Source organism: Bacillus sp. FSL W8-1143 (assembly GCF_037965155.1).
In the GTDB taxonomy this organism is placed as follows: domain Bacteria; phylum Bacillota; class Bacilli; order Bacillales; family Bacillaceae; genus Bacillus; species Bacillus pumilus.
On record NZ_CP150182.1, the window covers coordinates 1,936,185 to 1,959,871 of the forward strand.

Below are 23,687 nucleotides of genomic sequence, written 5' to 3' on the forward strand. Positions count from 1 at the left end.
ATTTCCCCCTTAGTTTTTGCGAGTCAAGCTATCAGATACAATTCGTTCTTGTTCTTTTTTATGCACAGTTGGATCACCCTCAGCCGTACTTGAACGTCTTCTTCGGCCGATGTAACGTACTTTTACTTTTTCAGACGCAATTTCACGTAAATATGGCTCAATGTATCCCCAAGCCCCCATATTTTGTGGTTCTTCTTGCGCCCATACGATTTCTTCTAAGTTTGTTAGTTTTGATAAAATCGCTTTAATATCTTTGGCTGGGAATGGATATAGTTGTTCGACTCTCGCAATGTGAAGCCAATCTTTCGGCTCTTCCATTTGAGTAAAACGATCACTAATATCGATTGATACCTTCCCGCTAGATAGCACGAGTCGCGATACTTTTTCGTGATCATGCACAAGGCCTGGTTGTTCAAGAACTGGTTGGAACTGTCCATCCGTTAATTCCTGGACTTCAGACAATGTGTTCGGGTTACGAAGCAGACTCTTCGGTGTCATGATGACAAGCGGACGAATCTCTTCACGAAGCAGCATTTTCGCCTGTCTTCTAAGAATGTGGAAGTATTGCGCTGCACTTGTGAGGTTCGCCACTGTCCAGTTATTCTCAGCAGCTGATTGCAGGAATCGCTCTGTTCTTCCACTTGAATGCTCAGGACCTTGTCCTTCATATCCATGAGGCAAGAGCATCACTAGACCTGATTTTTGTCCCCATTTTGCGCGTCCAGCTGAAATAAATTGATCGAAATACACTTGAGCCGCATTTGCGAAGTCTCCAAATTGAGCCTCCCAAATGACTAACGTTTCAGGAGAATAGACATTATAACCATATTCAAACCCGATGACTGAGCCCTCTGACAGTGGACTATTATGAACAGTAAATGATGCGTTTGCATCACTCAGCTCATGAAGAGCAATAAATTCATCTCCAGTTTGACTGTCGTGAAGAACAAGGTTTCTTTGAGCAAAAGTACCGCGCTCTGAATCCTGTCCGGTCATTCGAATTGGCGTACCGTCTTTTAATATAGATGCAAATGCAAGTGCTTCCCCAAGTGACCATTCTACTTTACGGTCATCTGTAAACACTTTTGCACGTTTTTCAAGGATCCGTTTAAGCTTACCAAATACTTGGAAATCGTCCGGCCAGCTGATCAATTCTTCATTCAGCTTTCGTAATACATCAAACTCTACGGATGTATCCACTGCTGGGAAGCCATTTGATACTGGTTCTGGCAGTTCAATTTCTTGAATCGTATGCTCTTTCTTTGAAGGCACCTTTTGATAGGCCTCTTCTATTCTCGTCGCTACAGCCTGCTCGATTTCTTCACGCTGCTCTTTCGTTAGAAGACCTTCTGTGACAAGTTTATCTGCAAAGATATTCTTGACCGTTTTATGCTTTCTGACTGCATCGTACAGCATCGGCTGAGTCGTAGAAGGCTCATCCATTTCGTTATGACCGTATCTGCGGTAACCGATCAAGTCAATTAAGAAATCCTTCTTAAAGCGTTTGCGGTATTCTACAGCTAATTGAACAGCCGCTAAACATGCTTCTGGATCATCTGCATTGACGTGAACAATTGGAATCTCAAACCCTTTTGCAAGGTCACTTGCATATTTCGTTGAACGAGATTCATTGCTTTCCGTCGTAAATCCGATCATATTGTTTGCAATGATATGGATTGTTCCGCCCACTTGATAGCCTACAAGTTGACTTAAATTTAATGTTTCTGCCACAATTCCTTCCCCAGGAAATGCCGCATCACCATGAATTAAGATGGCTAATGCCTTTTCAACGTCTTGTACTGGATAGCCCTTTTGAGTACGTAATTCCTGAGCAGCACGTGTGCTTCCTTCAATGATTGGATCAATGAATTCCAAGTGACTTGGGTTATTAGCAAGCGTGACTCTCGCACTCTTTGTATCTTCGTCTTTAATTTGACGATCTGCTCCAAGATGGTACTTTACATCACCTGTCCACCCGTAGCTGATGCCAATAGAGCCTTCTGATGGAACAAGCTCTTTATTTGGCGCATGCTGGAATTCTGAGAAAATAATCTCATATGGTTTTCCTAACACATGTGCTAATACATTTAAACGGCCTCTGTGTGCCATTCCAATGTTAATATTTGAAGTCCCTTGTGTAACAGACTCTGAAATAATTTCATCAAGTACTGGGACAAGTGCGTCTAATCCTTCTATTGAGAAGCGCTTTTGCCCAACAAATGTTTTATGAAGAAACTGTTCGAACTGCTCAACTTCTGTTAATCTCTTGAATACAGAAACTAGTTTATCGGCTGGTTTTTTCTTAAATAGTTCACCAGACTCGATTGATTTTGAGAGCCAGTTCCGTTCTTCGAAATCATGTACGTGATCAAACTCAAATGAAATGGTACGCTTATACGTATTTCTCAAATGGTTAATGGCTTCTATGCCGTTTGAAATGTGTTTTGGTGCGTCAGGACTAATAATAGATATTGGAATATTCTTGACGTCTTCTTCTGTTAAACCGTATTCCTTTAAAGGAAACAGCTCTTGTAATTCCTTTTCTTTGCGAAGAGGATTGACGGAAGCATTTAAATGGCCATACGTTCTGATGTCTTCTGCCAGTTTAACGACTGATGCTATCTTTTGGATTTGTTCAGAAGTAACTACGCTATTTTCTTTTTTCCCAATTTCCTCCTTCATTTCACTCGGTGGTGCACCAAGTTCATCAAATATGCCTCTTAGATCTTCATCAACACTAGTAGGATCCTGGACATACTGATCGTAGAGCTCGAGCACATAGCCGAGGTTCGGACCATGAAATTCTTCCCAACTCAACGGTTGTTTCACATCATTTTGAAACATTTTGAACACTACCCCCAACTTTGATCATCAAGTGATTGAACACTATCTCGATATAACTTCCAGAACACAATGACCAAATTTATGTAATAAAACGCTTCCAATAATATTCTACCACTGTTTCGGATTACTTTCTACATTCTTTGTTCAATTAAAGATAAAAAATTCACAGAAAAACAAAAAATTTAAATCATTCCGAAAAATATTTTGAAGAAAGGGGCAAAACCTTATGCCCCAATGCTTTTATGCAGTAATTTCTTCAGTAACGGATATAAAACATCTGGCAATGTATCGACATCTGGTACAAAAATGCTGAACTTGCCATACATATCTTGAATGGTTTTCATCTGTGCTTCTTCGATCGGTGAATTGGATAAAAACACATTGATTACTTCAATGCCTTTTTTCCTCGCCTCAAGAACTGCTTCATGTGTATCGACGATCCCATTTTGTTCGTAGCTGAATGCAGCTGGCTCTCCGTCGGAAAAAACAATGAGAAACTTTTGCTCTTCTCTTCGTTTTAATATCATTTTTGTCATTTGGCGAATCGCATAGCCATCCCGGTTATCCTCTTCTGGCTCAAGAGACATAATGGAAGGACCTGCATCAAATAAAGAATCTTTGAACGACACGACTGTGTTGAAATAGTTCGGCTGACTTGTTTCTGATGCGTCGTTTGTATCTTCCCAAAACCCCACAATTTGATGCGGGACTTGAACGGACTTTAAGGCTTCATGGAATAGAACAATGCCTTTTTTCGTCTCGTCCATCTTGTCAAACATGCTAGCAGAACAATCCACTAATAAAGTGAAAACAGCATCAATCTCCGAAGAAGGTGCCTGTTTTTTATAGAAAAGACGCGGATTCGACTCTGTAAAATAACGAATGAGCTTTTTACTCAGACGTCCTGCATGAAGATCCGTTTTTGGCCATGTTTTTTTATGTTCGAGCGTTTTTTGAATCATCTGTTTTAACCGTTTCTGATAAGGCTCAATCTCCTTGGCGTGCTGCTTGTATACATCGATTTGTTCTGGCGCGGGAGGATCTGGTGAAATCATGACTGGAAACGCATATTTGTTCTCTTTTCCATTCTCATGAGCATCCGCTCCGCTTTCCTCGCCTTCAGCCTCTTCCAGCGCCTCAAGCTTTGAATAATCTTTTCGGTGAGTCTGCTTGGCAGAGCCTTGGACAGTGCCAAGTGCTTGATCTCCGTCATCGCCTTCTCTTGCTGCATCCTTCCCGAGATCACTTTTCCCGCCGTGCTCTAAATCAAATTGAAGGAAGCTTTTTGACGGCGCTTCTGTTTCTCGATGCCACACTTCCATATACTCTTGGTGGATGTCTTCATCGCCCTCTTTTTCCCGGTCGACTTTGATGTCCTCGCTTAATTTAGGTTTTCTTTTTAAGTCATGAAACAGCGGTTCTTTTGCCGCTTTTTCATAGTCCAATTCCGGGAAGAAAAAGTACGTATTCAGCATATCTTTATCAAGAAGCTCATCAAAGCCTTCCATTAATTCTTTGACGATGACTGCGATATCTCCGGTTGAACGCGCTTCATATACACGCTCAAGACTTGATTCAATAAATGGAATCATTGGGTTGATCCGCTCGTGAAGAGGCGGAATTTCTTCTAGCGGTGAATCCGCTGTCAGCTTCACATACATTGCACAATAGAGTGCATCCGTTAAAATGCTCCGCTCTTGGTTAATCGTTAATTGCGTCTTAAAATGACGCCGGTACAGTTCTCTTCTTCGTTTAAATACCTTTTTTGTTCCTGGGCGGTCTCGTTTAATCTGCTCTTCAATCCGGATATCTTCAAAGAGCATAAACAATTGTTTACACAGGTCAGGAATGGACATTGTATGAGCATAGCGAATGATTTCCTGAAAGACAGTCAGATCACTATAAACGGTTCCTACTGCACGGAGGAATACATCACTTTTCAGTCCGGCTGTCATGTCTTCTTGTTTACGGTCATCCCAAAAATGGCTGATGAAAATTTTCTTTTCAAAAGGATCATAGTAGGACTGCACTCCGTATTCAAGCTCGACATCATCACTTTTTGCTAACGTTTTGGCTAAATCCGTTAATTCCATAAATAAAAATGAATCGATTCTGCTGTCATTAAATTTGATGAATTTCAAAACTCAGAACCTCACTCGAATAATGTTTGGGCAATATTTCTTACCGCTGCTTTTTCCCGGTCATCTTCTAGCTTTTCAACAATCCCTCGTTCAACTGCACGAAGCGGCGGGATGTATTGCGCAAGATCACATGTGTCTAGAAGGGCGCGAATGGATGCTGCTTCTTCACTCACCTGCCCGTTGTGTGCCTGTGTAATGAGGTCTGATGAGAGCTGCACGAATTGATCGATTAAACGTTCATCCTTTAATACAGATTGAGATTGCAGTACATCCTTTAAGATGCCGCCGCCGATATATGGAACGTCAATGACAACAAATCGGTTTTTTAATGCTTCATTTAGAGGCACTGTGCCGACATAACCTTCGTTGATTGCCGCTATCACGCCAAAGCCTTCATCTGCTCGAACGACCTCTCCTGTAAATGGATTTGTCATCATTTTTCTGTAGTCGAGTACACCGTTTAAAATAGGCAGAGTTTCTGGCTTTGCCATGTTGATTTCATCAATATATAAAAGATGGCCTTTTTTCATTGCTTTCGTTACAGGTCCTTCAATAAATTCAATAGAAGCAATTTGACCATCATTGTGAATGGTTTTATAGCCAATCAAGCTTTCTGCATCAAGATCAACCGAGCAGTTCACACTGTGCATCGGCTGCTGAAAGAAAGCAGATAAAGTTTCTGCTAATTTTGTTTTACCTGAACCAGTCGGCCCTTTTAAAAGAACGTTTTTGCCGAGTGCTAGTGCAATCATCGCATCTTGTATGATAGACGTGTCCTGTGATTCATAGCCGCCTGTTCCAATAAGCGGGCGGAATTCTTCTTCTAGTCCTTTTGCTTTTGCTTCAATCATTGCTTGAATTTCTTCTGGGAGTAATTGTTCGTTAAACATGTATGATTAATTCCTCTCTTCGATCATTTTCTTCACCAAGTATACTAAAAAAACCTTTATGCACTCAATACATAAAGGCTAGACATCTGTTATTTTACCATTTCTTTTGTGATCGCTCCGCATGCGATGCGTTTCCCTGAGTTTCCAGAAGGGTTGCTTAAGTAATCATCTGCTTCTGCATGAATGATAAAGCTACGCCCATTTTGATCGATTAATTGGTTCGATCCTCCCTTTAACGTCACATCTGGTACATTCACGACAACATCAATTTGTCCATCTGCCCCAACTTCTAAATTAGGCATATCTCCAGCATGATGACCCTTTGGGTTATCAAAGCCATGCTCCCGGTGTGTTGGATTAAAGTGAGCCCCTGCCGTTTCAAAATCTGGCGCTTCACATCTTCCTGTTTCGTGAATATGGAAGCCATGAGGACCTGGCGGCAGATTTTTCGCTTTCACATGTAAATCCAGCCCGTTTTCTGAGGAGTCTCTTACTTCGATGCTCCCTATTTTTTGCCCGTTTTCATTGATGAGTGACGTGGTAACTGGTGCTTGCTTAGGTGCTGCAACTTCAATGGTTTCTTCTGTCGTTTCTTTTTTCGGCGGTGCATGACAAGCTGTTGCAACAAAGACCAGACACATCATGATCAACCACACTGACTTTTTCATATGATTGCCCCCTTTTAATATCAGTATGGACAACCTGATCAATGGGCAAACAAAAAAAGCCGAAAATCGGCTTTTTTAGAAGAAACGTTTTGCACCTAAATAGGCTTTTTTCCAATATGGATTGCTTAAGTTTGAGATCCCCACTCCGTTGTCACTTGCGTGAAGGAAATCTCCTCCGCCAAGGTATAGTCCCATATGAGATGGACCCGCTTTGTACGTTGTGAAATAAACAAAATCGCCAACTTGAGGTGTGCTCACAGGTGTCATCATACTCCAGTAGCCTGCTGTGCTTAATCTGGATACAGACGAAACCTTGTTAATGAGATAATAAACAAAGCCGCTGCAGTCAAATCCAGATGGTGTATTGCCGCCCCATCTGTAAGGAATGCCTGTCAGCTTTTTACCTTCTTGAATCATCGTCGTGATTTTTGCATTCATTGGCACATCGGGTTTGTTATTGTTGACCGGCTTTGTCGAGCCGTTAGACGTAGAACCATTCGACCCAGTTGAGCCTGAAGCTGCACCATTAATTTTGAGAACTTGTCCAATTCTAAGCACATCGCTTTTTAAGCTGTTGGCTGTACGGATGGACTGGACTTGTACTTTAAATTGATTCGCAATTTTCCATAAAGAATCGCCTGATTTTACAGTATAAGATGTTGCTTTCCCGCTTGAAGACTGGTTACTGTTTGAATTGCTTGGTTTAGTAGGTTTCGGCTGACTTGGTTTTGATGCAGCCGTCCCTTTTACTTTCAATACTTGATTCGGATAAATCATATCAGATTTTAATCCGTTCAATGTTTTGATTTCACCAATCGACATATTGAGCGAATTCGCAATTTTCCAAATAGAATCCCCTAATTTGACCTTGTATGTACTTGATGAAGATGAACTATTTGAGTTCGTTGTCTTATTGTTTGAGCTGGAATTTGAAGAGGAGTTTGATGACTGGCTCCCGCTTGTCTTCGTGCTTCCAGATACCTTTAGCTTTTGTCCAGGACGAATTAAGTCACTGTTTAAGCTGTTTAGACTTTTTAAGCTTGCCACTGACATTTTATGATTTTTCGCAATAAGCCATAAAGAATCTCCAAGCTTTACTGTGTAGCTTGATGTCGTTGAAGCATTTGATTTCGTTGCTTTTGAACCAGTTGACGAACTGGATTTTTTGCTTTTTGCGCCAGGAATTTTCAAGCTTTGTCCTGCAAAAATCATCGTCGTTTTTAGTTGATTAAGAGATTGAAGCTCCGAAATACTTGTATTGTACTGTTCGGCAATCTTCCAAAGTGAGTCACCGCTTTTCACCTTGATCGTCTGTGCTTCTGCCGGTGCAGCAAACACAGCTGAGCCAGCGATCGCTGAAACTGTGAGGCCGGTTACTACTTTTTTCTTCATAGATAAATCTCCGCCTTTCATGATTTCATTCAACAAGACTTATGTACTAGTTTTAAGTTTAGCATTTAACGACTCTGCTTCTCTTGCACTATTTTATCTTTATTTCTATTATATTACTCGACATGTAGACGTTGGGCAATAACAAATAGGCTAAAGCAGTCAACTCAAAATGCTAAAACAAAGCCATATCGTTTGTATCGGCCGTTTGCTGTATTTATAAACATTTTTTAAGGAATTTTTAAGTTGACGTTTAGAAATTTGTCAAAACAAGCACGCTGCTAGTTTCATAGTTCTATTCTACATGACAAATTTTTCTGTATCAAATGACTTTTTACTTAATTGCCTGTTTTTTCTCCTCAAATGAAAAAAGCATCCTTCCGAATGAAGAATGCAGCGATTGGTTTTTTATTTTCTGATTTCAGGTTCTTTTACAGTGAGCGGATAAAGGACTCCTTCTTTCGCAAATGACATTTTACCCGTTTCCTCTGAAACGACGAGAACAAGTGCATCGGTCATACCAGAGAGTCCAATCGCAGCCCTGTGTCTTGTCCCGAGAGAAGGACTGACTTTTTTTGAAGTAAGCGGGAGCACATTTGCCGCAGATACGAGCGTATTTTCTTTGACTAAAAGCGCACCATCATGAAGTGGATTTCCTGGGTAGAAAATGCTTTCAATTAATGAAGCACTAATTTTCGCATGAAGATTTGTCCCTCTTTGAATAAAATCCTCGACCTCATCCCGCCTTTGTATCACAATCAGTGCCCCGTGCTTTTGTTTTGATAAGCTCTCAATGGCTAACGAAAATTGAGCAAATCCAGGTGTGAATTCTTCCATATACGATTGTAAATAAAACGAGGAAGCCTCTGCATGCATTTCATTAAACTCATCATGTAATGACTCGAGATCACAAAGTAGACATTGCTCAATCTCATCAAGGGAATCGATAATGTCACTTGCATCCTTCATAATTTTCATCAAGTGTGTTCTCATGCCCACTTTAAATTGCACTTCTTCATTCGTACGATTGATCATTTGACCTTTTCCCTCCTCCTTTTCGTTGTCATAAAATAACAAATTATGTGCATTCTATTGTTATGGAGGTGACTTAATATGACCATTCAGAAAGTGATTCAATATGCTTGCAGCATTTTAGGTGTTGTCAGTCTTTCCTTTATTTATGCCCAAATGTTTAAAAAAACGAAGCCATCTAAGAAAAATAATCCGACAGAGAATTGATTTTTTTACATAGCATGATATAATCCTCTCGTTATTTCTGTTCAGAGAGGAACTTATGATGAGAGAAACAAATAGCATTCGAGCTAAGGTGACACTATTTTTAACCATTTTGATTCCGATTTTAATCACTCAAGCGGGTCTTTCGCTTATTACGTTTTTAGACACCGTGATGTCTGGAAAAGTGAGTGCAGAAGACCTTGCGGGTGTTGCGATCGGTTCTAGTATTTGGACACCCGTTTATACAGGACTTGCTGGTATATTAATGGCCGTTACGCCAATTGTCGCTCAGCTGATGGGCGCAGGGCATAAAAAAGATGTTCCTAAGGCTGTCTTTCAGGCGATTTATTTATCCTTTCTTTTAAGTATCTGTGTGATTGCAATTGGAACAATTAGCATCCCTTACGTATTAGGGGGACTTGGACTTGAGCAATCCGTAGAGGATATTGCGCGGCATTTCTTAAGTTTTCTTGCTTTTGGTATCATCCCGCTGTTTGGTTATTCGGTGCTCAGGTCATTTATTGATGCATTAGGGAAAACACGTGTAACGATGTTTATCACGTTAACAGCACTTCCGATTAACTTTGTGTTAAACTATGTATTTATTTTTGGGAATTTTGGCTTTCCAAAGCTTGGCGGTGCGGGAGCTGGTCTTGCTTCTGCGTTGACGTATTGGGCGATTTTCATCATGAGTATTTGTATTGTCATGAAAGCAGAACCATTTGCCTCATTTCGTTTGTTTCAGAAACTGCCTCAAATCAATATCTCCCGTATGGGGCAAATACTGAAAATCGGTCTTCCTATTGGGTTTGCGATCTTTTTTGAAACGAGTATCTTTGCAGCAGTTACGTTATTAATGGGTCACTTTGATACTGTGACGATTGCAAGTCACCAGGCTGCGATGAACTTTGCTTCCATCTTATATATTTTACCGCTCAGTATCTCGATGGCTTTAACGATTGTCGTTGGGTTTGAAGCTGGTGCCAAGCGTTATAAAGACGCGCAAAGCTATAGCTATATCGGAATTGGAACGGCGGTATTATTCTCCTTGTGTACGGCAGCACTCATTTTATTATTTAGACCAGAGATTGCTGGTTTATACACAGCTGAATCGGCTGTTTTACAGTTGACACAGCAATTTTTGATTTATGCGATCTTTTTCCAGCTGTCAGATGCCATTGCTGCACCCATTCAAGGGGCGCTGCGCGGCTATAAAGATGTCAACTATACGCTCATTGCCGCATTTGTTTCATACTGGGTGATCGGCCTTCCTTCCGGCTATCTGATTGGCACCTATACCTCGTATGGGGCATTTGGGTATTGGATTGGTCTCATTGCCGGACTTGCCGCTGGTGCCATTGTCCTCTTTATCCGTCTCAGATTGATTGAAAAACGACTTCAACAAGCGCCCAATCACTAGATACGACACAAAAAAACAGCTGATCGATGTCAGCTGCCCAGCGTGTAGACAAACCCTCGCATTCGTTGTCAGCTCTGCGCGCCGGTACTCACGAATGTCAAATTCGCTCCGTTCCGGTGCTCGCCCTTCCTAGACTTCAAAGGTTTTCTATCAAGCTGAAAAGAAGACAAAGGGCTAAAATCAAGATCATTTTAGCCCTTTGTAAACAATTTGAGCAGCTGATCAATGTCAGCTGCTTTTTTTATTTAGTCATTCCATTGGTACGTCCAGAAAATTTCTTCATCGAACCATTTTTGGACGACAGGTTCTTTGTTTTTCAGCTTCTGTTCAAGCTCTCTCAGCATGCCTTCTGTTTGCGTTCTATGCGCTCTCAGTGCATTTAATTTGATATCTGCTACATCTGTAATGTCGATCGTAATATCTGCATTTCCAAGCACTTCTTCTCTATTTTTCGTAATGGCCATGCAGTATGTGACAGGACGGTCTTCTTTTTTCTTACGATAAAGAGCGCGAATCACCGCTTCCCCTGTCGCATCATGATCAGGGTGTACACCGTGTCCAGGATAAAACGTCACAATCAGTGTAGGTTTGACTTCATCAATAATGGTTTCCATCACATCAGCTAAATACTCGTCGTCTTCAAATTCCAATGTTTTATCACGAAGTCCAAGCATACGTAAGTCTGTGATATCCATTTCTTTGCAGGCGTTGATTAATTCCTGTTTTCTTAATTCAGGAAGTGTTTCACGGTTAGCATATGTTGGGCTGCCCATATTTCTGCCCATTTCCCCAAGTGTCCCGCATGCATACGTGACTGGGATGCCGCGTTTTCTACTTTGTGCAATGAGACCTGCAACCCCAAACGATTCATCATCTGGGTGAGGCAGCATCACTAGTACATGTTCATTCATGACTCGTCACCCTTTCTTCTACACCTGAAATGGTGTTTCACTAATTTGTAATGAGATCGCTAGTTTCCCGTCTGGCAAGTGCCCAGCTAACAGCAGGCGGCCATGGTCATCAAACACATAATCCGTTAATCCTTCTGCGTAAATCCAGCCATCTTCTGTTTTCATTCCAACACGGTACGGACCTTGTCCTTTTATTTTCGCCTGTGAATAGACGACTTTCGCATTGCGGATATAGGCAACGACCGTCATATTTTGTTCATTTACATGAGCTGAATAAGAACCAGTGGTCGTTTCAAGATGAACGAAGACTGGACGATTTAAAAACGATTCAAGATGTGCTGTGACATCTTCCGTTTGAATTGGTTTCATGAGTGGTTCCTTCCTTCATTTTGAATTAATTCGCGCAGCTTTTTTGTATGTAAGCTGATCAGCTGCAGCTGATGATCATGCCGAAGCCCACTTTCTAATATTCTCTCTACAGCGAGTACATATTTTTGATGAAATGATTTTCTCGCCCTCGGATGAGTGCGCGCATCGCTTAAATCATCACATATTGCCTCGTGTAAAGAAGACATATCATCGACATCAAGCTGACGATTTTTCCATAAAGATTGATAAGCAGCTGTAAGCTCATTGGCTGATGACATGTAATCACCTCTACAGTTTTGGTAACAACTTATTATGACATGATCCGCCTTCAAAAAAAAGCAAACTGCTCGTAGGACTTAATGAGAATTCGCTGTTTTTTTCATGCGTAATTGAGAGGTCGTAAACAATAAAATCGCCACCCAGATACAAAGAAACGTCACAATTTTAGCTGAAGATAAATGCTCGTGATACACAAATAACCCTAAAAACAGCGTAATCGTTGGTGCAATGTATTGCAAAATACCCACTTGATAAAGAGGAATTCTTTTTGCCCCTTCAGAGAATAAAAGAAGCGGTACCGCAGTAAAGACCCCTGCAAAGAATAAGAGACCAAGCGATCCGAAGCTGTTAGGATTCATTGTCACCACAGGTTCTTTTAAGAAGAACAATAAGTACACAAGAGCTGCCGGGGCTAGAAGCAGCGTTTCAATTGTCAAACCAATGGCACTCGTGAAGCTCATTCTTTTTTTAATCAATCCATAAAAACCGAAGCTAAAGGCAAGTAATATTGCCACGACAGGAAATGAACCGTACTGAATCGTAGAAAGAATCACCCCAGCTGCGGCAATTAAAATCGCAATGGTTTGTAATTTATTGAGCCGCTCTTTCAAGAAAATGATGCCTAGTAAAACAGAGACAAGCGGATTAATATAATACCCTAAACTAGCTTCTAGCATAAGATGATGGTTGACTGCCCAAATGTACACATACCAGTTAACCGATATTAAAATAGCAGATAATAGTAATGAAAAAAGTGCCTTGCCATCGAGCATGAGACCCTTCACTGTCTGCATCGCCGGCCGGACTTGTTTTAAATACAGAAGAATACCGCACATAAAAACAAATGACCATAAAATTCTGTGCGCTAAAATTTCGCCTGACGAAATATGTTCCATCAGTTTCCAATATAACGGGAATAATCCCCATAATGTAAAAGATGCTGCCGTATAGAGAACACCTTTTGATTGCTGTTGTTCGTTCAATCTAACCATTCCTTTCTAAACCTATCGTATATTATAGCACGCACTCAAGTGAATGGGCATATACTAATTCAGGGCATTTAGAAAGGATGATTTGCATGTTTGACTGGAACCGATTATTCCCTTTTCAAAAGCAATTTTCAAAAGAAGCCTTAAAGAATTCAGACCCTAAAGACGTCGAGCAGTACGTCAATCAAGTGATGGAAAGTGTATTCGGCTCCAATTATCCTGCTCAGTTCCCTTTTCAGGACCCACTCTCTCAACATCAAAAAACGAGGGAAACAGACGTCAAAAAAGAAAAAGAACCCGAAGTGGAAGTATTCGAAACCACTGATCACGTGTTCGTTAAGATTGAGCTTGCTCGGCCGAGCACAGAAAAAGTAAAAATTAAACATACAGCCAACCTGCTGTTTATTGATCATTTTCCTGAGGAAGGCACGCAGAAGAAAGTCGTCCTCCCTGCTGCTGTCAAAAGAAAAGGAACGAAGGCTTCGTATCAGGACGGTATTTTGGAGATTATGTTTTTAAAGCATGATGATCCGGGGATTTCTGAAATCGATATTCCATTATAAAAAGCCTGCTTTGATATAGAAGCAGGCTTACTCTTTTTTCTTAATAGTATGGTGGATATCCTCCGCCATAAGGTGGTGGAACAGGCGGTGGTGGTGGGTAATATGGACGGGGATAATTAAAAATCGCACTTCCTAAAAACCCGCCAAGCAGTCCGCCGACTAAAGGAGCGCCAAAACCAAAAAACAAAGGGACTCTGGATTCATATGGCGGAATGCCAGGGGCGCCGCCTCGGAAATACGGAGTATGAGGGTACATGCATTTCTCCTCCTTTGTCATGTGCCTAAGATCAGCATATTCATCAGGAGTCAAAACGTTTGGGCAAACCTGAAACTAGGCTTGTTCCTTTTTTTCATGAGATTCTGTATATTCCCCTGCCCACCTAGATACCTCATGAAACACATCATTTAGCGCATTTCCTTTTTCAGTTAAACAGTAAATGACTTTCACAGGCGTCTCAGGCAATACAGTTCGCTCTATAATCCCTTCTTGCTCAAGTTCCTTTAAACGCTCTGCGAGCATTTTTTGACTGATGGATGGGATAATGTCCGTCATGTCTTTAAAACGCTTTGGACCATCAAGCAATACATGAATAATGAGACCGTTCCACCTTTTGCCTAGCAGTAAAAAAGCTTGCTGAATGTGTGGACATAATTGAAATTCCATAAATTTCAGCCTTTCTTTTCATGATTGTTTGACAAACTAACGGTATACAATTTAAAATATATCTCAGTTACAATAAGTAAGTTTCTCACTTTTTAGTTATTGTACCATATTATTTGCAAAAACGGGAGGAAATATCCACATGGCGACTGATCAAAAAACGATTGACATTTTAAAACAAAGAGCTTCAGTAAAAGAGTACGATACAACTCATGAAATGACAAAAGAAGAGTTAACAGAGCTTCTTGATATCACAACAAAAGCACCATCCGCGTGGAACCTTCAGCATTGGCATTTCACTGTCTTCCATAGTGCTGAATCTAAAGCGAAGTTACTTCCAATCGCTTACAACCAAAAGCAAATCTCACAAGCATCAGCTGTTATTGCTGTACTAGGTGATCTTGAAGCCAATCAAAATGGTGAAAAAATCTACAGTGAGCTGGCAGAACAAGGCTTCATTACTGAAGACATCAAAGAAACATTGATGACTCAAATCAATGGCGCATACCAAAGCGAGCAGTATGCACGTGAAGCTGCGTATTCAAATGCTTCATTAGCTGCTATGCAATTAATGATTGCTGCAAAAGCAATGGGCTATGATACATGCGCAATGGGTGGTTTCAGTAAAGACGCCTACATCAAAGAATTCAATGTAAGCGGCCGATATGAGCCAGTCATGCTGATTTCAGTTGGTAAAGCAGCGAAAGAAGCTCATAAAAGCAATCGTTTCGACATCGAAGAAGTATCTGATTTCCTTTAAAATTGGCAAGGCCTCAGCTTTCATGCTGAGGTTTTTTTATTTGGTTTCAATATTATTTCTCCATATTTTCTTTTCACTTTACCCCTTTTCACCTCCACTTTTTCTCCTTTTTAAGAATGAAAGCGTTATATTAGTATGATATTCAGCGAAATGATTGTTTTTTCTGAAAATGGTCTTGTGATCTAATCTGACAACTGCTATTATTATGAAATTACAAAAAATTCAGGAGGAAATCATGAATAAAAAATTGATACTGGCACTACTTATAGCGATTCCATTCATCGGACAGCTCGCACTGCTGCCCTTTGCGAATCGTATCCATCCATTTGTGATAGGCCTGCCTTTTTTCCACTTCTGGCTCTTACTATGGATTGTTCTCACACCAGTCTGTACATTCATCATTTACCGCATGCAACATTCAAATGGAGGAACTGACTAATGCAAGGAAATTTAACAGCTTTATTGATTACAGCAAGTATCATTTTCATCGTCGTGGTCATTGGATTTGCCGCTGGCCGTGATAAATCATCCAGACAGTCAGTAGAGGAATGGTCTGTTGGCGGGAGAAAATTTGGCGGGCTGCTCGTCTGGTTCCTCGTTGGCGCAGATTTATACACAGCTTATACCTTTTTAGGGCTCACTAGTACAGCCTATACAGCTGGAAGTGTCGCTTTTTTCGCTATTCCCTATTCAGTTCTAGCGTATTTTATTGCTTATTTCTTCTTACCAAAGCTATGGACGGTTGCGAAGAATCACAACCTCACAACGCTCGCTGATTATGCACGTGAGCGCTTTGACAGCAAGCTGTTATCCAGTCTAATTGCAATTATTGGAGTACTTATGCTCATTCCTTATATTTGTCTTCAACTGAGCGGGATTCAAGATACGTTAACTGTCGCTGGAACTAGTTATATTAATGTGAATGCAGTTGTTATTATTTCATTTATTTTAGTCGCACTTTATACATTTTTCAGCGGGATTAAAGGTCCTACATATACAGCCATTATTAAGGATATTCTCGTTTGGGTCATCATGCTGTTTATGGTGGTTTCACTGCCAATCATTCATTTTAACGGCTGGACTCCGATGATGAATACGTTAGCTAAGGAAGCTCCACAGCTTCTGACAATTCCTGACGGCGGTCCTAAAGGCATTTTATGGTTCATTACCGCTTCAGGTGTTTCTGCCCTTGCTTTGTTTATGTGGGCACATGCGGCAACAGGGGTATTTACAGCAAAAAGTGCAGATGCTATCCGTAAAAACAGCATGTTTTTGCCTCTTTATAACATCGTATTGATTTTGGTCATCTTCCTTGGATTTATTGCCTTTTTGGTCTTACCAGAAGATACGAATCCAAGATTTGCACTTCTTCATTTAATTCAAACGTCATATGGCGGCGTGATGCAGGGTCTTGCTTATTCAACGATTGCACTGGCTTCCCTCATTCCATGCTCGATCATGGCCATTGGTGCATCGAATTTATTTGCCAATAATTTATATCGTGACTTAATTCATCCGAATGTATCACCTAAAAGGTTGACCATCATCACTCGTTCAATGGTGTTTATCGTGATCGGACTGGCTCTATTATTCGGAATGCTCTTCCCAACAGCACTTGTGACGCTTCAGCTCATTGGTGTTTCAGGAATGGTTCAAATCTTCCCAGCCATTGCGATCAGCTTGTTCTGGAAAAAACAATCGAGAGAAGCAACGATTGCGGGGTTAGTTGTTGGCATCATCGTCACCTTTACAGCCAATATCTCACAAGTCACGTTCGGTCTTTATGAAGGGTTTCTTGGTTTACTAGCAAACGTTGTGGTCATCCTGATTTTGAATCCATTCTTCCAAAAGAAGGTCACATCCAATTCTGTCATGAATGAACTATTTGAAAAAGATCAAGACAAAACAGAAGCGATTGGAAACAACGCGTAAATATAAAAAGAGCAGTCCCCCTAAGAGGACTGCTCTTTCTTTATTTCATTTCTTTTTTCAAGACTTCAATGGCTTTTTTCATTTGAGTATCATTTTTCTTTAGCTTATCTTGGATCTTTGTCATCAGTACTGTCGTTGTATCTCCCGTCAGAATTCCGTCTGCTTTCAGATCGTTGTCTGTTTGGAAGCTTTTGACGATCGTCTGGAAGGCTTGATCGTACTCACCATTTGCTTTTGCTTTGTAGTCAAGCGCTTGGAACATTTTTTGAGCCGCTTTGACTTCATCTCCATTGTCATTCAGCTGATACGTTTTTTTCGGGCTTAAGTATGGCAGCTTTGCATAACTTGGGAGCGATGCTTTGACCTGTGGTTCAATTCCTTTTTTATGAATCCACGAACCATCCGGCGTTAGCCACTTGGCAATGGTTAACTTGACACTAGAACCATCATTATAGCTTTGCGCATTTTGAACAGTTCCTTTACCAAATGTCTTTTCACCAATAATTTTGATACCTGAAGATTGGTGCAGAGCCGCCGCCATGATTTCTGCAGCGCTGGCTGAGCCGCCATTTACAAGGACAACTGCCGGCTGATGAACTTTGCGTTCTTTTTCAGCCTTGTACTCTTCTTTCTTCCCTTTTTCTTCAACTTGCATGATGACTTTCCCTTTATCGATAAAGTCATTACTCATTTCAATAGCTTCTGTCATAATGCCGCCTGGATTATCTCTCAAGTCAATGACAAACCCTTTTGCCCCTTTTTTCTCGAGGTCATCAATGGCTTTATCTAACTCTTTTGACGTTGTTTCAGCAAAGGTCGTAATTTGGATTTCTCCTATTTTGTCTTTTGTGAGTTTTGCATACACTGTTTCAACTGGAATGGTGTCTCTTGTGATGGTCACATCAACATTTCCCACTCCTTGGCGGTTAAGGTGAAGCTTGACATCCGTTCCTTTTTTCCCTCTGATTAGAGAGACTGCTTGATTGACCGACATGCCTTTTGTGCTTTTTCCATCCACCTTTAAAATACGATCATGAGGTTTCAACCCGGCTTTTTCAGCAGGAGAGCCTTTAATCGGTGCGACAATTAAAATTTGTCCATCCTTCTCTTCTACTTGTGCACCAATTCCTTCAAATGATGAAGAAATGGTGTTGTTAAATCCTTCAGCTTCCTCCTGATCCATATATGTAGAGTATGGATCATCAAGTGATGCGATCATTCCTTGAATCGCACCATCTACTAGTTTTTGATCATCCGTTTTTTCGTAATACTCATCTTTTACTTTCGTATACGCAGCCATGAGTTTACTAAACTTCTCATCTCCTGAGACATTGACAGTCCCTTGTTTTGTGATCACAAATGTAATCGCTGAGGACAGTGCCGCTGTCACCAAAATAGCGATGACGATCTTAAATTGTTTTTTCAAAAAAACACCACCTTTATCTCCTTTCATTATTATCAAGGACGATGCTTCATCCGTCAACCAAAGGATCGAAGTTCTCTTTGAAAAGATAAGCCATTTGACCTTGCATTGCATAATCTTTAAAGAGGAACTTGATAAGGAAAGAAGGGATTTTATGAGTGATTATGTAGAAATGCTTGCCTATTTTGGCGTATCTAGTGCCCATCCTGGCGGAATTGAGTTAACAAAAACGATGCTTGAGCATATAAAATTGATGCCTGATGCGCGCATACTGGATGCGGGATGCGGGACTGGACAAACGGCGGCATATTTAGGCAATATCGGTTATCAGGTGGAGGCGATTGATACACACCCTTTGATGATTGAAAAGGCTAATCTGCGATTTGAGCGAGAAGAACTGCCGATCCGCGCACTGCAAGCATCGATTGAACAGCTGCCATTTCCAGATGAAGCGTTCACTCTTCTGATCAGTGAATCTGTTTTGAGCTTTACCAACCTTCCAGCGGCACTTGCTGAGATTAAACGCGTGCTTGCCCCTGGAAGTCAACTGATTGCGAATGAAGCAGTATTAAAAGCACCCCTTACACCGAAGGAGCTTGCCGCCGTTCGAGATTTTTACGGGTTTCACGCACTCTTTTCACTTGAAGAATGGAAGGAGCAGCTAAAAGCAGCAGGATTTCATGACGTTCGCATTCTCTCATTCGATGATCACATGGTACAAGAGGAGCCGACAGAAATGGAATTATCTGAATATATCCCGCCTTCTCTTTACGAAACGATGCAAACACACTACGATCTGATTCAAGCGCACCGAAAGCAGCTAAGCCACATTCTATTTGAATGTACCGTATAAAATGAGCGAATCTCCTATATGTTTTGTCCAAACTCTATGAGGTCTCTCGCATAGGATAAGAGGGAAAAGAGTTTGTCATAAGGAGGAAAAATATGGAGCGCTATCAAAAGCTTTGTCAGCAGCATATGGGGAAAGTCGCTAGAATCACAGATCGTAATGGCAGAGTACATGTCGGACGCATTGAGCGGGTGACAAACCGCAAAGTGTATATTCGTCCAGTCGGCGGTTCTCGCGGCGGCTTTGGCTTTGGTTATTACGGAGGGTATTACGGCTGGGGTGCCGCTTATGGCATCGGGCTTGGTTTCATTACAGGTTTCGCATTAGCAGGATTGTTCTTTTTTTAAAAGAAGAATAAAGAAGGCCCCCCGAATAGCTGGGAGGCCTTTTTATTTGATTAAATTTTCTTCACTTTATTCATGTACTCTTCAAATGTTAAATCGTGATCATGCATCGCTTTTGCTGCTTCTTTTCCAACATAGCGCAGATGCCACGGCTCATATTCATATTTTGTCATGTCTTCTTTTCCTTTTGGATAACGAATGATAAAACCATATTTATAGGCGTTTTTAGCCACCCATTTGCCATCAGGTGTTTCACCAAACTTTTCAGAGATGTCAAAGCCGGCACTTTTTGAGGAAATGTCCATTGCAAGGCCTGTTTGGTGTTCACTTTCGCCTGGTAAAGCTACTGCTTCTTGCGCTTTTTCTTTGCCTTTTAACTTGACTTCACTATCAAAAATGACCTTTTGACGTTCATAGGAGCGATAGCCAGATACGGCAGCCAGCTCAAAGTTTTTCTTTTTCGCATCTTTGAATAATGTCTCAAGTGCTTCTGCTGCTTCTTTACGAATATATCGTTTTTCAATATCCTCTGAAAAAGAGAATTCTACTTTTGGAACAACGAGATCAGAAGGTTTATAGGTTCCTGGTAATGCGTATTCTTTGTTGACAAGTGCTAGCACGTTTGCAGGATTTTGAATGGTTTTCAGCCCGCTTACCACTTTGATGTCATTGAAATATTCACTCTTTAACGTCAGCTCTTGATCCGATGAATCTGCTGTATTGTTTGAGTTTTGCTGGGGAGATGAATTTTCTGCGCTTTTTTGTTCGTTTGTTTTGTTCGATTCAGATGTACCGCTTTTTTGATCCAGCAACTGGCAGCCCGATAGTGCGGCTGTCAAACCAAGAATCGATGCGATTGAGAGTATTTTATAGCTTTTCTTCATGACATACCTTCCTTTTGCTCTTCTAAAAAAATAAAGATGCGCTACATCGTAGCACACCCTTTATACTATTATAAAACGGAGTCTAGCGCAATTAAGATCATTTCGTCAAATGTCGTTTGACGCTCTTCAGCCGTTGTTTCTTCTCCTGTGAGAACATGATCACTCACTGTCAGAATGGATAACGCTTTACGATCAAATTTTGCTGCAAGCGAATATAGAGCGGTTGTCTCCATTTCAATTGCTAGAATTCCGTATTGAGCCATGAGCTCAAGTGGTTTTTCATTGTAAAATTGATCTGCTGTAAATACATTACCGACACGTACAGCGACATTCTTTGCTTCTGCTGTGTCGTATGCTTTCTTAAGCAGTCCAAAATCAGCGCAAGGTGCGTAATCAATCGGTCCAAATGCCACACGATTCATTTGTGAATCTGTTGAAGATGTTTGAGCTAAAATGACATCTCGTACGTTGACATCCCTTTTGATAGCCCCGCAAGATCCAACGCGGATTAAGTTCTGAACATCATAGCTTTGAATGAGTTCATTCACATAAATCGAAATAGAAGGTACGCCCATTCCGGTTCCTTGTACAGAAACGCGCTTTCCTTTGTAGGTTCCAGTATAACCATACATTCCACGCACTTCGTTATAGCATTCGACATCTTCTAAATATGTATCTGCAATATATTTCGCACGAAGCGGATCGCCTGGCAGCAATACCGTTTCTGCAATTTGTCCTTTTTCTGCTCCAATATGTACACTCATTTTTTTAGCCTCCACTTACGTTTACTATGTGTTTTGTCCTATTTAGTATAAACGATTGAGCCCAAAAAAGAAAATACCAGCTAAAGCTCGAGCTGGCATCGAAAATCTCTATTTAACTCATCGTCAACAGTCGCTCACTGCGTTTCCATCCTGCCGGAAAAAGCTGATAATAGCATTTTCCCTTTTTCTTATCATCAATCACAACAATATCACCTGTTGTGATAAACCGTGCATTGTAATCACTAGGGACTGTATCATGTACATTAAATGTCGAGAATGCTTTTTCCAGAACATCCAGGTGTGTTCTGCCGCCAATCTTTGTCCGGTACACAGGCTGATGCCCACTTGCAGCGCCATATTCAGGTGTCTGATAAATGGTTAAGTGAAATGCTGAAGGTTTCTTTTGAAAAAATCTCAACGTCAATTGCATTCAAATCCCTCCCCTTTTATATAAAATTGGCTGGGGTCTGTCAATTTCCTTCTTCTATTTTTGTCGAATGGCAGACAATTTTTCGTCAATCTTTTTACAAATGAGAAATAAAGCAAGTCCTATCGCAAAACCGCCTGCGACATCTGTCAAAAAATGAACGCCGATATACATTCGGCTGATCCCAATCAAAACAACACAGACCCCTGTGATCAAGTAGACGATTTTTTGTCTTTCTTTCAGCCATGGAATCATTTCAACTAATAGATAAGCTATAAAAGGATAGATTGTGGCTGCATTCATCGAATGTCCGCTCGGAAAGCTGTAATACGTTTCATTGACAAGATGATCAAAGGCCGGACGCTCTCTAGCAAACAGCCCCTTTAGTTCATGGTTGATGGTCTTTTCTGTGAGATATAATAGAAAAAGCATCATGATAGAGTAATAGCGCTTATACATGAATAAAGCGACACTAAAAATGAGCATGATGGGCACGAGCAGCGCACTAATGCCAAAGTCCGTCAAAGTCAGCATGACATCATTTAAAAAAGGGAGTCTGATGCTCTCAAACCATAAGATGATCTGGTTGTCCAATGCTTGACCCGCTCCAGATACCATGAGCGCAGCAATGGCACCAAATAAAATTAAAAGAAATAGGATATACACGCGAAAGATTCTCCTCCCTCTCTTCAGAATCACTTCAAAGTATAGTGCCTACCACGCCTCTTCTTCAACTATCATTGTTTTTTTCAGCATATATTCAAACGTAATGTCAGCCAGCTCAAACGTTTCCAGCTCAGCAGGTATGTACCCTCTTTTGACCAGCTCCATGTAGAAGAATTCCGCAATTTCCTCTGTATCGATCACCAAATCTGCTTCTTTCATGACATTCCGCCTCCTTTTTTATGATGTATGAACGACGCCTGTTTTTTATTACAGTTTGTCATAATGGCTCATTCCATACATATAAATGCAGTAAACAAAAAGAAAAGGGGTTTGAGGCAATGAAATGGTTCAGCATATTAGATGGAGAAATGTTTGATCAGGTGATGGGCCGTATCTTGAGGGGATGGTTTTATGTGATTGTTTTTTTCTGTGTGCCTTATTTTTTATTCGTGTTAGGACAAGTCTTTCTTTAACCAAAATGCTCGTGTAAACTTTCCAATATAAAATCCATCATATCTTTGTATTCTGGATCTTCGAAAAATTCGTAGAGAATTTTATAGTCATTATAAATATCAAGAAGCTCATCCACTATAGATACAGCGAGAAATTCTAGTGATGCTTCGCTTTCTTGTTTCTCTTCTAATTGTAATAGAGCTGTTTGCACCATATCTTCTTCCATTTCTTTTGAGGTTTCACCGACGTAATGCACAAAAAGAAGCTGATGAACGAACTGGTCCATCTCATATTTCCTTAGGACAAGCGTTAAGTCTTCCTCTTCTGTTTCCAGCCACTCTCCGTCCTTTAGCCTCGTGAGTTCATAAATGACATCTTCCCAGCCATCATCAAGATATCGCCATATTTCAGTCCGATGTCCAATAATTTTAAATAGCTCTTTTCCGTAATCTTTTACATATACAACATCGCCAATGAGGAACTCATATTCAATGTCCAGCTTTTCTGTATCCACAATCACCCCGTCGTACTCATCGTAAAGCTGAAGTGATGTTTCAAAATAAAGCACCTCATTATGATTGACCTCATACAAATAGTGCTGGTCAATTTGATGGACTTTTGTAATCGTTCCGACTGTGCCGTACATGACAACGACGACAATATCCCCTACTTGATATTTTGGTGCTTTCGCCTTCATTCTGTCTCCCCCTTGCCCGACTTTTGGTCTTAACGTATCGTATGCCGGCGCAAGGAATTCTGCATGGGCAACCACACCATGCAAAACGCCATTTTATTTCTCATCAAAAAACCGCTTCTCCCATCTG

At 40.8% G+C, this 23,687-nt stretch carries 27 protein-coding genes; 8 read left to right on the forward strand and 19 right to left on the reverse strand.

What is annotated here, in order from left to right; translation table 11 throughout:
• Window positions 1–9 precede the first annotated feature (9 nt).
• The 6 genes from sucA to cdaS all read right to left on the reverse strand — a co-directional run bounded on the left by sucA (window position 10) and on the right by cdaS (window position 8,967).
• Entirely contained in the window at window positions 10–2,844 is a 2,835-nt protein-coding gene (gene sucA / locus NSQ36_RS09545; RefSeq protein WP_003215743.1) for a 2-oxoglutarate dehydrogenase E1 component, read from the reverse strand.
• Between the two features lie 224 nt (window positions 2,845–3,068).
• Entirely contained in the window at window positions 3,069–4,985 is a 1,917-nt protein-coding gene (locus NSQ36_RS09550; protein ID WP_106065438.1) for a VWA domain-containing protein, read from the reverse strand.
• An 11-nt stretch (window positions 4,986–4,996) separates the two neighbouring features.
• Window positions 4,997–5,875, reverse strand: a complete 879-nt coding sequence (locus tag NSQ36_RS09555) for a MoxR family ATPase (RefSeq protein WP_310024936.1) — start codon at window positions 5,873–5,875, stop codon at window positions 4,997–4,999.
• 89 nt (window positions 5,876–5,964) lie between these two features.
• On the reverse strand, window positions 5,965–6,543 hold the full coding sequence (locus NSQ36_RS09560) for a superoxide dismutase family protein (protein WP_106032559.1): 579 nt from the start codon (window positions 6,541–6,543) through the stop codon (window positions 5,965–5,967).
• A 75-nt stretch (window positions 6,544–6,618) separates the two neighbouring features.
• Entirely contained in the window at window positions 6,619–7,935 is a 1,317-nt protein-coding gene (locus NSQ36_RS09565; protein WP_339205593.1) for a LysM peptidoglycan-binding domain-containing protein, read from the reverse strand.
• Between the two features lie 405 nt (window positions 7,936–8,340).
• Window positions 8,341–8,967 carry a sporulation-specific diadenylate cyclase CdaS gene (gene cdaS, locus NSQ36_RS09570; protein WP_034620466.1) on the reverse strand — a complete coding sequence of 209 codons (627 nt, stop codon included), beginning with the start codon at window positions 8,965–8,967 and terminating at the stop codon, window positions 8,341–8,343.
• Window positions 8,968–9,045: 78 nt separating this feature from the next.
• Here cdaS and NSQ36_RS09575 point away from each other — a divergent pair, with 78 nt between their 5' ends.
• Together NSQ36_RS09575 and NSQ36_RS09580 are read left to right on the forward strand one after the other, a co-directional pair.
• Window positions 9,046–9,171 carry a hypothetical protein gene (locus NSQ36_RS09575; RefSeq protein WP_003215647.1) on the forward strand — a complete coding sequence of 42 codons (126 nt, stop codon included), beginning with the start codon at window positions 9,046–9,048 and terminating at the stop codon, window positions 9,169–9,171.
• Window positions 9,172–9,229: 58 nt separating this feature from the next.
• Window positions 9,230–10,588: an MATE family efflux transporter gene (locus NSQ36_RS09580; RefSeq protein WP_339205595.1), complete on the forward strand. Its 1,359-nt coding sequence runs from the start codon at window positions 9,230–9,232 to the stop codon at window positions 10,586–10,588.
• Window positions 10,589–10,833: 245 nt separating this feature from the next.
• Here NSQ36_RS09580 and bshB2 read toward each other — a convergent pair whose 3' ends face one another.
• From bshB2 to rarD, 4 genes are all read right to left on the reverse strand, one after another.
• Window positions 10,834–11,499 (reverse strand): bacillithiol biosynthesis deacetylase BshB2, encoded by a 666-nt coding sequence (gene bshB2 / locus NSQ36_RS09585; protein WP_012010261.1) that lies wholly within the window; start codon window positions 11,497–11,499, stop codon window positions 10,834–10,836.
• Between the two features lie 18 nt (window positions 11,500–11,517).
• On the reverse strand, window positions 11,518–11,868 hold the full coding sequence (locus NSQ36_RS09590; RefSeq protein WP_050943916.1) for a YojF family protein: 351 nt from the start codon (window positions 11,866–11,868) through the stop codon (window positions 11,518–11,520).
• Window positions 11,865–12,146: a hypothetical protein gene (locus NSQ36_RS09595; protein ID WP_003215525.1), complete on the reverse strand. Its 282-nt coding sequence runs from the start codon at window positions 12,144–12,146 to the stop codon at window positions 11,865–11,867. The genes NSQ36_RS09590 and NSQ36_RS09595 overlap by 4 nt, the downstream gene beginning before the upstream one ends.
• A gap of 78 nt (window positions 12,147–12,224) precedes the next feature.
• Window positions 12,225–13,139 (reverse strand): EamA family transporter RarD, encoded by a 915-nt coding sequence (rarD, locus tag NSQ36_RS09600; protein WP_049754910.1) that lies wholly within the window; start codon window positions 13,137–13,139, stop codon window positions 12,225–12,227.
• Between the two features lie 86 nt (window positions 13,140–13,225).
• Between rarD and NSQ36_RS09605 the strand changes: the two genes are divergently transcribed.
• Window positions 13,226–13,699 carry a hypothetical protein gene (locus NSQ36_RS09605; protein WP_003216069.1) on the forward strand — a complete coding sequence of 158 codons (474 nt, stop codon included), beginning with the start codon at window positions 13,226–13,228 and terminating at the stop codon, window positions 13,697–13,699.
• A 40-nt stretch (window positions 13,700–13,739) separates the two neighbouring features.
• Here the strand turns inward: NSQ36_RS09605 and NSQ36_RS09610 are convergent, their stop codons facing one another.
• Window positions 13,740–13,955: a hypothetical protein gene (locus NSQ36_RS09610; RefSeq protein WP_044141204.1), complete on the reverse strand. Its 216-nt coding sequence runs from the start codon at window positions 13,953–13,955 to the stop codon at window positions 13,740–13,742.
• 75 nt (window positions 13,956–14,030) lie between these two features.
• Window positions 14,031–14,363, reverse strand: coding sequence for a winged helix-turn-helix transcriptional regulator (locus tag NSQ36_RS09615; protein WP_003215692.1), 333 nt, complete (start codon window positions 14,361–14,363; stop codon window positions 14,031–14,033).
• Between the two features lie 139 nt (window positions 14,364–14,502).
• On the opposite strand from NSQ36_RS09615, the gene NSQ36_RS09620 reads away from it, so the two are divergent.
• The 3 genes from NSQ36_RS09620 to NSQ36_RS09630 all read left to right on the forward strand — a co-directional run bounded on the left by NSQ36_RS09620 (window position 14,503) and on the right by NSQ36_RS09630 (window position 17,052).
• Complete coding sequence (locus NSQ36_RS09620) at window positions 14,503–15,120, forward strand: nitroreductase family protein (RefSeq protein WP_003215532.1); 618 nt, start codon at window positions 14,503–14,505, stop codon at window positions 15,118–15,120.
• A gap of 235 nt (window positions 15,121–15,355) precedes the next feature.
• Window positions 15,356–15,559: a DUF3311 domain-containing protein gene (locus NSQ36_RS09625; protein WP_003215965.1), complete on the forward strand. Its 204-nt coding sequence runs from the start codon at window positions 15,356–15,358 to the stop codon at window positions 15,557–15,559.
• Window positions 15,559–17,052: a sodium:solute symporter gene (locus NSQ36_RS09630; protein WP_106035426.1), complete on the forward strand. Its 1,494-nt coding sequence runs from the start codon at window positions 15,559–15,561 to the stop codon at window positions 17,050–17,052. The genes NSQ36_RS09625 and NSQ36_RS09630 overlap by 1 nt, the downstream gene beginning before the upstream one ends.
• 40 nt (window positions 17,053–17,092) lie before the next feature.
• Here NSQ36_RS09630 and NSQ36_RS09635 read toward each other — a convergent pair whose 3' ends face one another.
• On the reverse strand, window positions 17,093–18,478 hold the full coding sequence (locus tag NSQ36_RS09635) for a S41 family peptidase (protein ID WP_322000508.1): 1,386 nt from the start codon (window positions 18,476–18,478) through the stop codon (window positions 17,093–17,095).
• A gap of 151 nt (window positions 18,479–18,629) precedes the next feature.
• Between NSQ36_RS09635 and NSQ36_RS09640 the strand changes: the two genes are divergently transcribed.
• Together NSQ36_RS09640 and NSQ36_RS09645 are read left to right on the forward strand one after the other, a co-directional pair.
• Window positions 18,630–19,328, forward strand: a complete 699-nt coding sequence (locus NSQ36_RS09640) for a methyltransferase domain-containing protein (protein ID WP_322000509.1) — start codon at window positions 18,630–18,632, stop codon at window positions 19,326–19,328.
• 92 nt (window positions 19,329–19,420) lie between these two features.
• Window positions 19,421–19,672, forward strand: coding sequence for a hypothetical protein (locus NSQ36_RS09645; protein WP_003216113.1), 252 nt, complete (start codon window positions 19,421–19,423; stop codon window positions 19,670–19,672).
• Between the two features lie 50 nt (window positions 19,673–19,722).
• On the opposite strand, the gene NSQ36_RS09650 is transcribed toward NSQ36_RS09645, so the two are convergent.
• The 6 genes from NSQ36_RS09650 to NSQ36_RS09675 all read right to left on the reverse strand — a co-directional run bounded on the left by NSQ36_RS09650 (window position 19,723) and on the right by NSQ36_RS09675 (window position 23,560).
• Window positions 19,723–20,553 (reverse strand): M15 family metallopeptidase, encoded by an 831-nt coding sequence (locus NSQ36_RS09650; RefSeq protein WP_335365633.1) that lies wholly within the window; start codon window positions 20,551–20,553, stop codon window positions 19,723–19,725.
• A 68-nt stretch (window positions 20,554–20,621) separates the two neighbouring features.
• Complete coding sequence (gene deoD / locus NSQ36_RS09655) at window positions 20,622–21,317, reverse strand: purine-nucleoside phosphorylase (protein ID WP_012010274.1); 696 nt, start codon at window positions 21,315–21,317, stop codon at window positions 20,622–20,624.
• Between the two features lie 112 nt (window positions 21,318–21,429).
• The gene (locus tag NSQ36_RS09660; protein WP_003215750.1) at window positions 21,430–21,747 is read right to left on the reverse strand and encodes a hypothetical protein; all 318 of its coding nucleotides are present in this window, start codon (window positions 21,745–21,747) and stop codon (window positions 21,430–21,432) included.
• Between the two features lie 54 nt (window positions 21,748–21,801).
• Window positions 21,802–22,410: a phosphatase PAP2 family protein gene (locus NSQ36_RS09665; RefSeq protein ID WP_251190408.1), complete on the reverse strand. Its 609-nt coding sequence runs from the start codon at window positions 22,408–22,410 to the stop codon at window positions 21,802–21,804.
• Window positions 22,411–22,458: 48 nt separating this feature from the next.
• Entirely contained in the window at window positions 22,459–22,629 is a 171-nt protein-coding gene (locus tag NSQ36_RS09670) for a YozD family protein (RefSeq protein ID WP_003216084.1), read from the reverse strand.
• A gap of 250 nt (window positions 22,630–22,879) precedes the next feature.
• Window positions 22,880–23,560, reverse strand: a complete 681-nt coding sequence (locus NSQ36_RS09675; protein WP_012010279.1) for a hypothetical protein — start codon at window positions 23,558–23,560, stop codon at window positions 22,880–22,882.
• Window positions 23,561–23,687 lie beyond the last annotated feature (127 nt).

What these genes read in the sequence shown, in the direction of transcription:
- sucA (WP_003215743.1), bottom strand. Translation starts at nt 2,844, where the DNA reads ATGTTTCAAAATGATGTGAAACAACCGTTGAGTTGGGAAGAATTTCAT.
- NSQ36_RS09555 (WP_310024936.1), bottom strand. Translation starts at nt 5,875, where the DNA reads ATGTTTAACGAACAATTACTCCCAGAAGAAATTCAAGCAATGATTGAA.
- NSQ36_RS09560 (WP_106032559.1), bottom strand. Translation starts at nt 6,543, where the DNA reads ATGAAAAAGTCAGTGTGGTTGATCATGATGTGTCTGGTCTTTGTTGCA.
- NSQ36_RS09565 (WP_339205593.1), bottom strand. Translation starts at nt 7,935, where the DNA reads ATGAAGAAAAAAGTAGTAACCGGCCTCACAGTTTCAGCGATCGCTGGC.
- cdaS (WP_034620466.1), bottom strand. Translation starts at nt 8,967, where the DNA reads ATGATCAATCGTACGAATGAAGAAGTGCAATTTAAAGTGGGCATGAGA.
- NSQ36_RS09575 (WP_003215647.1), top strand. Translation starts at nt 9,046, where the DNA reads ATGACCATTCAGAAAGTGATTCAATATGCTTGCAGCATTTTAGGTGTT.
- NSQ36_RS09580 (WP_339205595.1), top strand. Translation starts at nt 9,230, where the DNA reads ATGAGAGAAACAAATAGCATTCGAGCTAAGGTGACACTATTTTTAACC.
- bshB2 (WP_012010261.1), bottom strand. Translation starts at nt 11,499, where the DNA reads ATGAATGAACATGTACTAGTGATGCTGCCTCACCCAGATGATGAATCG.
- NSQ36_RS09590 (WP_050943916.1), bottom strand. Translation starts at nt 11,868, where the DNA reads ATGAAACCAATTCAAACGGAAGATGTCACAGCACATCTTGAATCGTTT.
- NSQ36_RS09595 (WP_003215525.1), bottom strand. Translation starts at nt 12,146, where the DNA reads ATGTCATCAGCCAATGAGCTTACAGCTGCTTATCAATCTTTATGGAAA.
- rarD (WP_049754910.1), bottom strand. Translation starts at nt 13,139, where the DNA reads ATGGTTAGATTGAACGAACAACAGCAATCAAAAGGTGTTCTCTATACG.
- NSQ36_RS09605 (WP_003216069.1), top strand. Translation starts at nt 13,226, where the DNA reads ATGTTTGACTGGAACCGATTATTCCCTTTTCAAAAGCAATTTTCAAAA.
- NSQ36_RS09610 (WP_044141204.1), bottom strand. Translation starts at nt 13,955, where the DNA reads ATGTACCCTCATACTCCGTATTTCCGAGGCGGCGCCCCTGGCATTCCG.
- NSQ36_RS09615 (WP_003215692.1), bottom strand. Translation starts at nt 14,363, where the DNA reads ATGGAATTTCAATTATGTCCACACATTCAGCAAGCTTTTTTACTGCTA.
- NSQ36_RS09620 (WP_003215532.1), top strand. Translation starts at nt 14,503, where the DNA reads ATGGCGACTGATCAAAAAACGATTGACATTTTAAAACAAAGAGCTTCA.
- NSQ36_RS09625 (WP_003215965.1), top strand. Translation starts at nt 15,356, where the DNA reads ATGAATAAAAAATTGATACTGGCACTACTTATAGCGATTCCATTCATC.
- NSQ36_RS09630 (WP_106035426.1), top strand. Translation starts at nt 15,559, where the DNA reads ATGCAAGGAAATTTAACAGCTTTATTGATTACAGCAAGTATCATTTTC.
- NSQ36_RS09640 (WP_322000509.1), top strand. Translation starts at nt 18,630, where the DNA reads ATGAGTGATTATGTAGAAATGCTTGCCTATTTTGGCGTATCTAGTGCC.
- NSQ36_RS09645 (WP_003216113.1), top strand. Translation starts at nt 19,421, where the DNA reads ATGGAGCGCTATCAAAAGCTTTGTCAGCAGCATATGGGGAAAGTCGCT.
- NSQ36_RS09650 (WP_335365633.1), bottom strand. Translation starts at nt 20,553, where the DNA reads ATGAAGAAAAGCTATAAAATACTCTCAATCGCATCGATTCTTGGTTTG.
- deoD (WP_012010274.1), bottom strand. Translation starts at nt 21,317, where the DNA reads ATGAGTGTACATATTGGAGCAGAAAAAGGACAAATTGCAGAAACGGTA.
- NSQ36_RS09660 (WP_003215750.1), bottom strand. Translation starts at nt 21,747, where the DNA reads ATGCAATTGACGTTGAGATTTTTTCAAAAGAAACCTTCAGCATTTCAC.
- NSQ36_RS09670 (WP_003216084.1), bottom strand. Translation starts at nt 22,629, where the DNA reads ATGAAAGAAGCAGATTTGGTGATCGATACAGAGGAAATTGCGGAATTC.
- NSQ36_RS09675 (WP_012010279.1), bottom strand. Translation starts at nt 23,560, where the DNA reads ATGAAGGCGAAAGCACCAAAATATCAAGTAGGGGATATTGTCGTCGTT.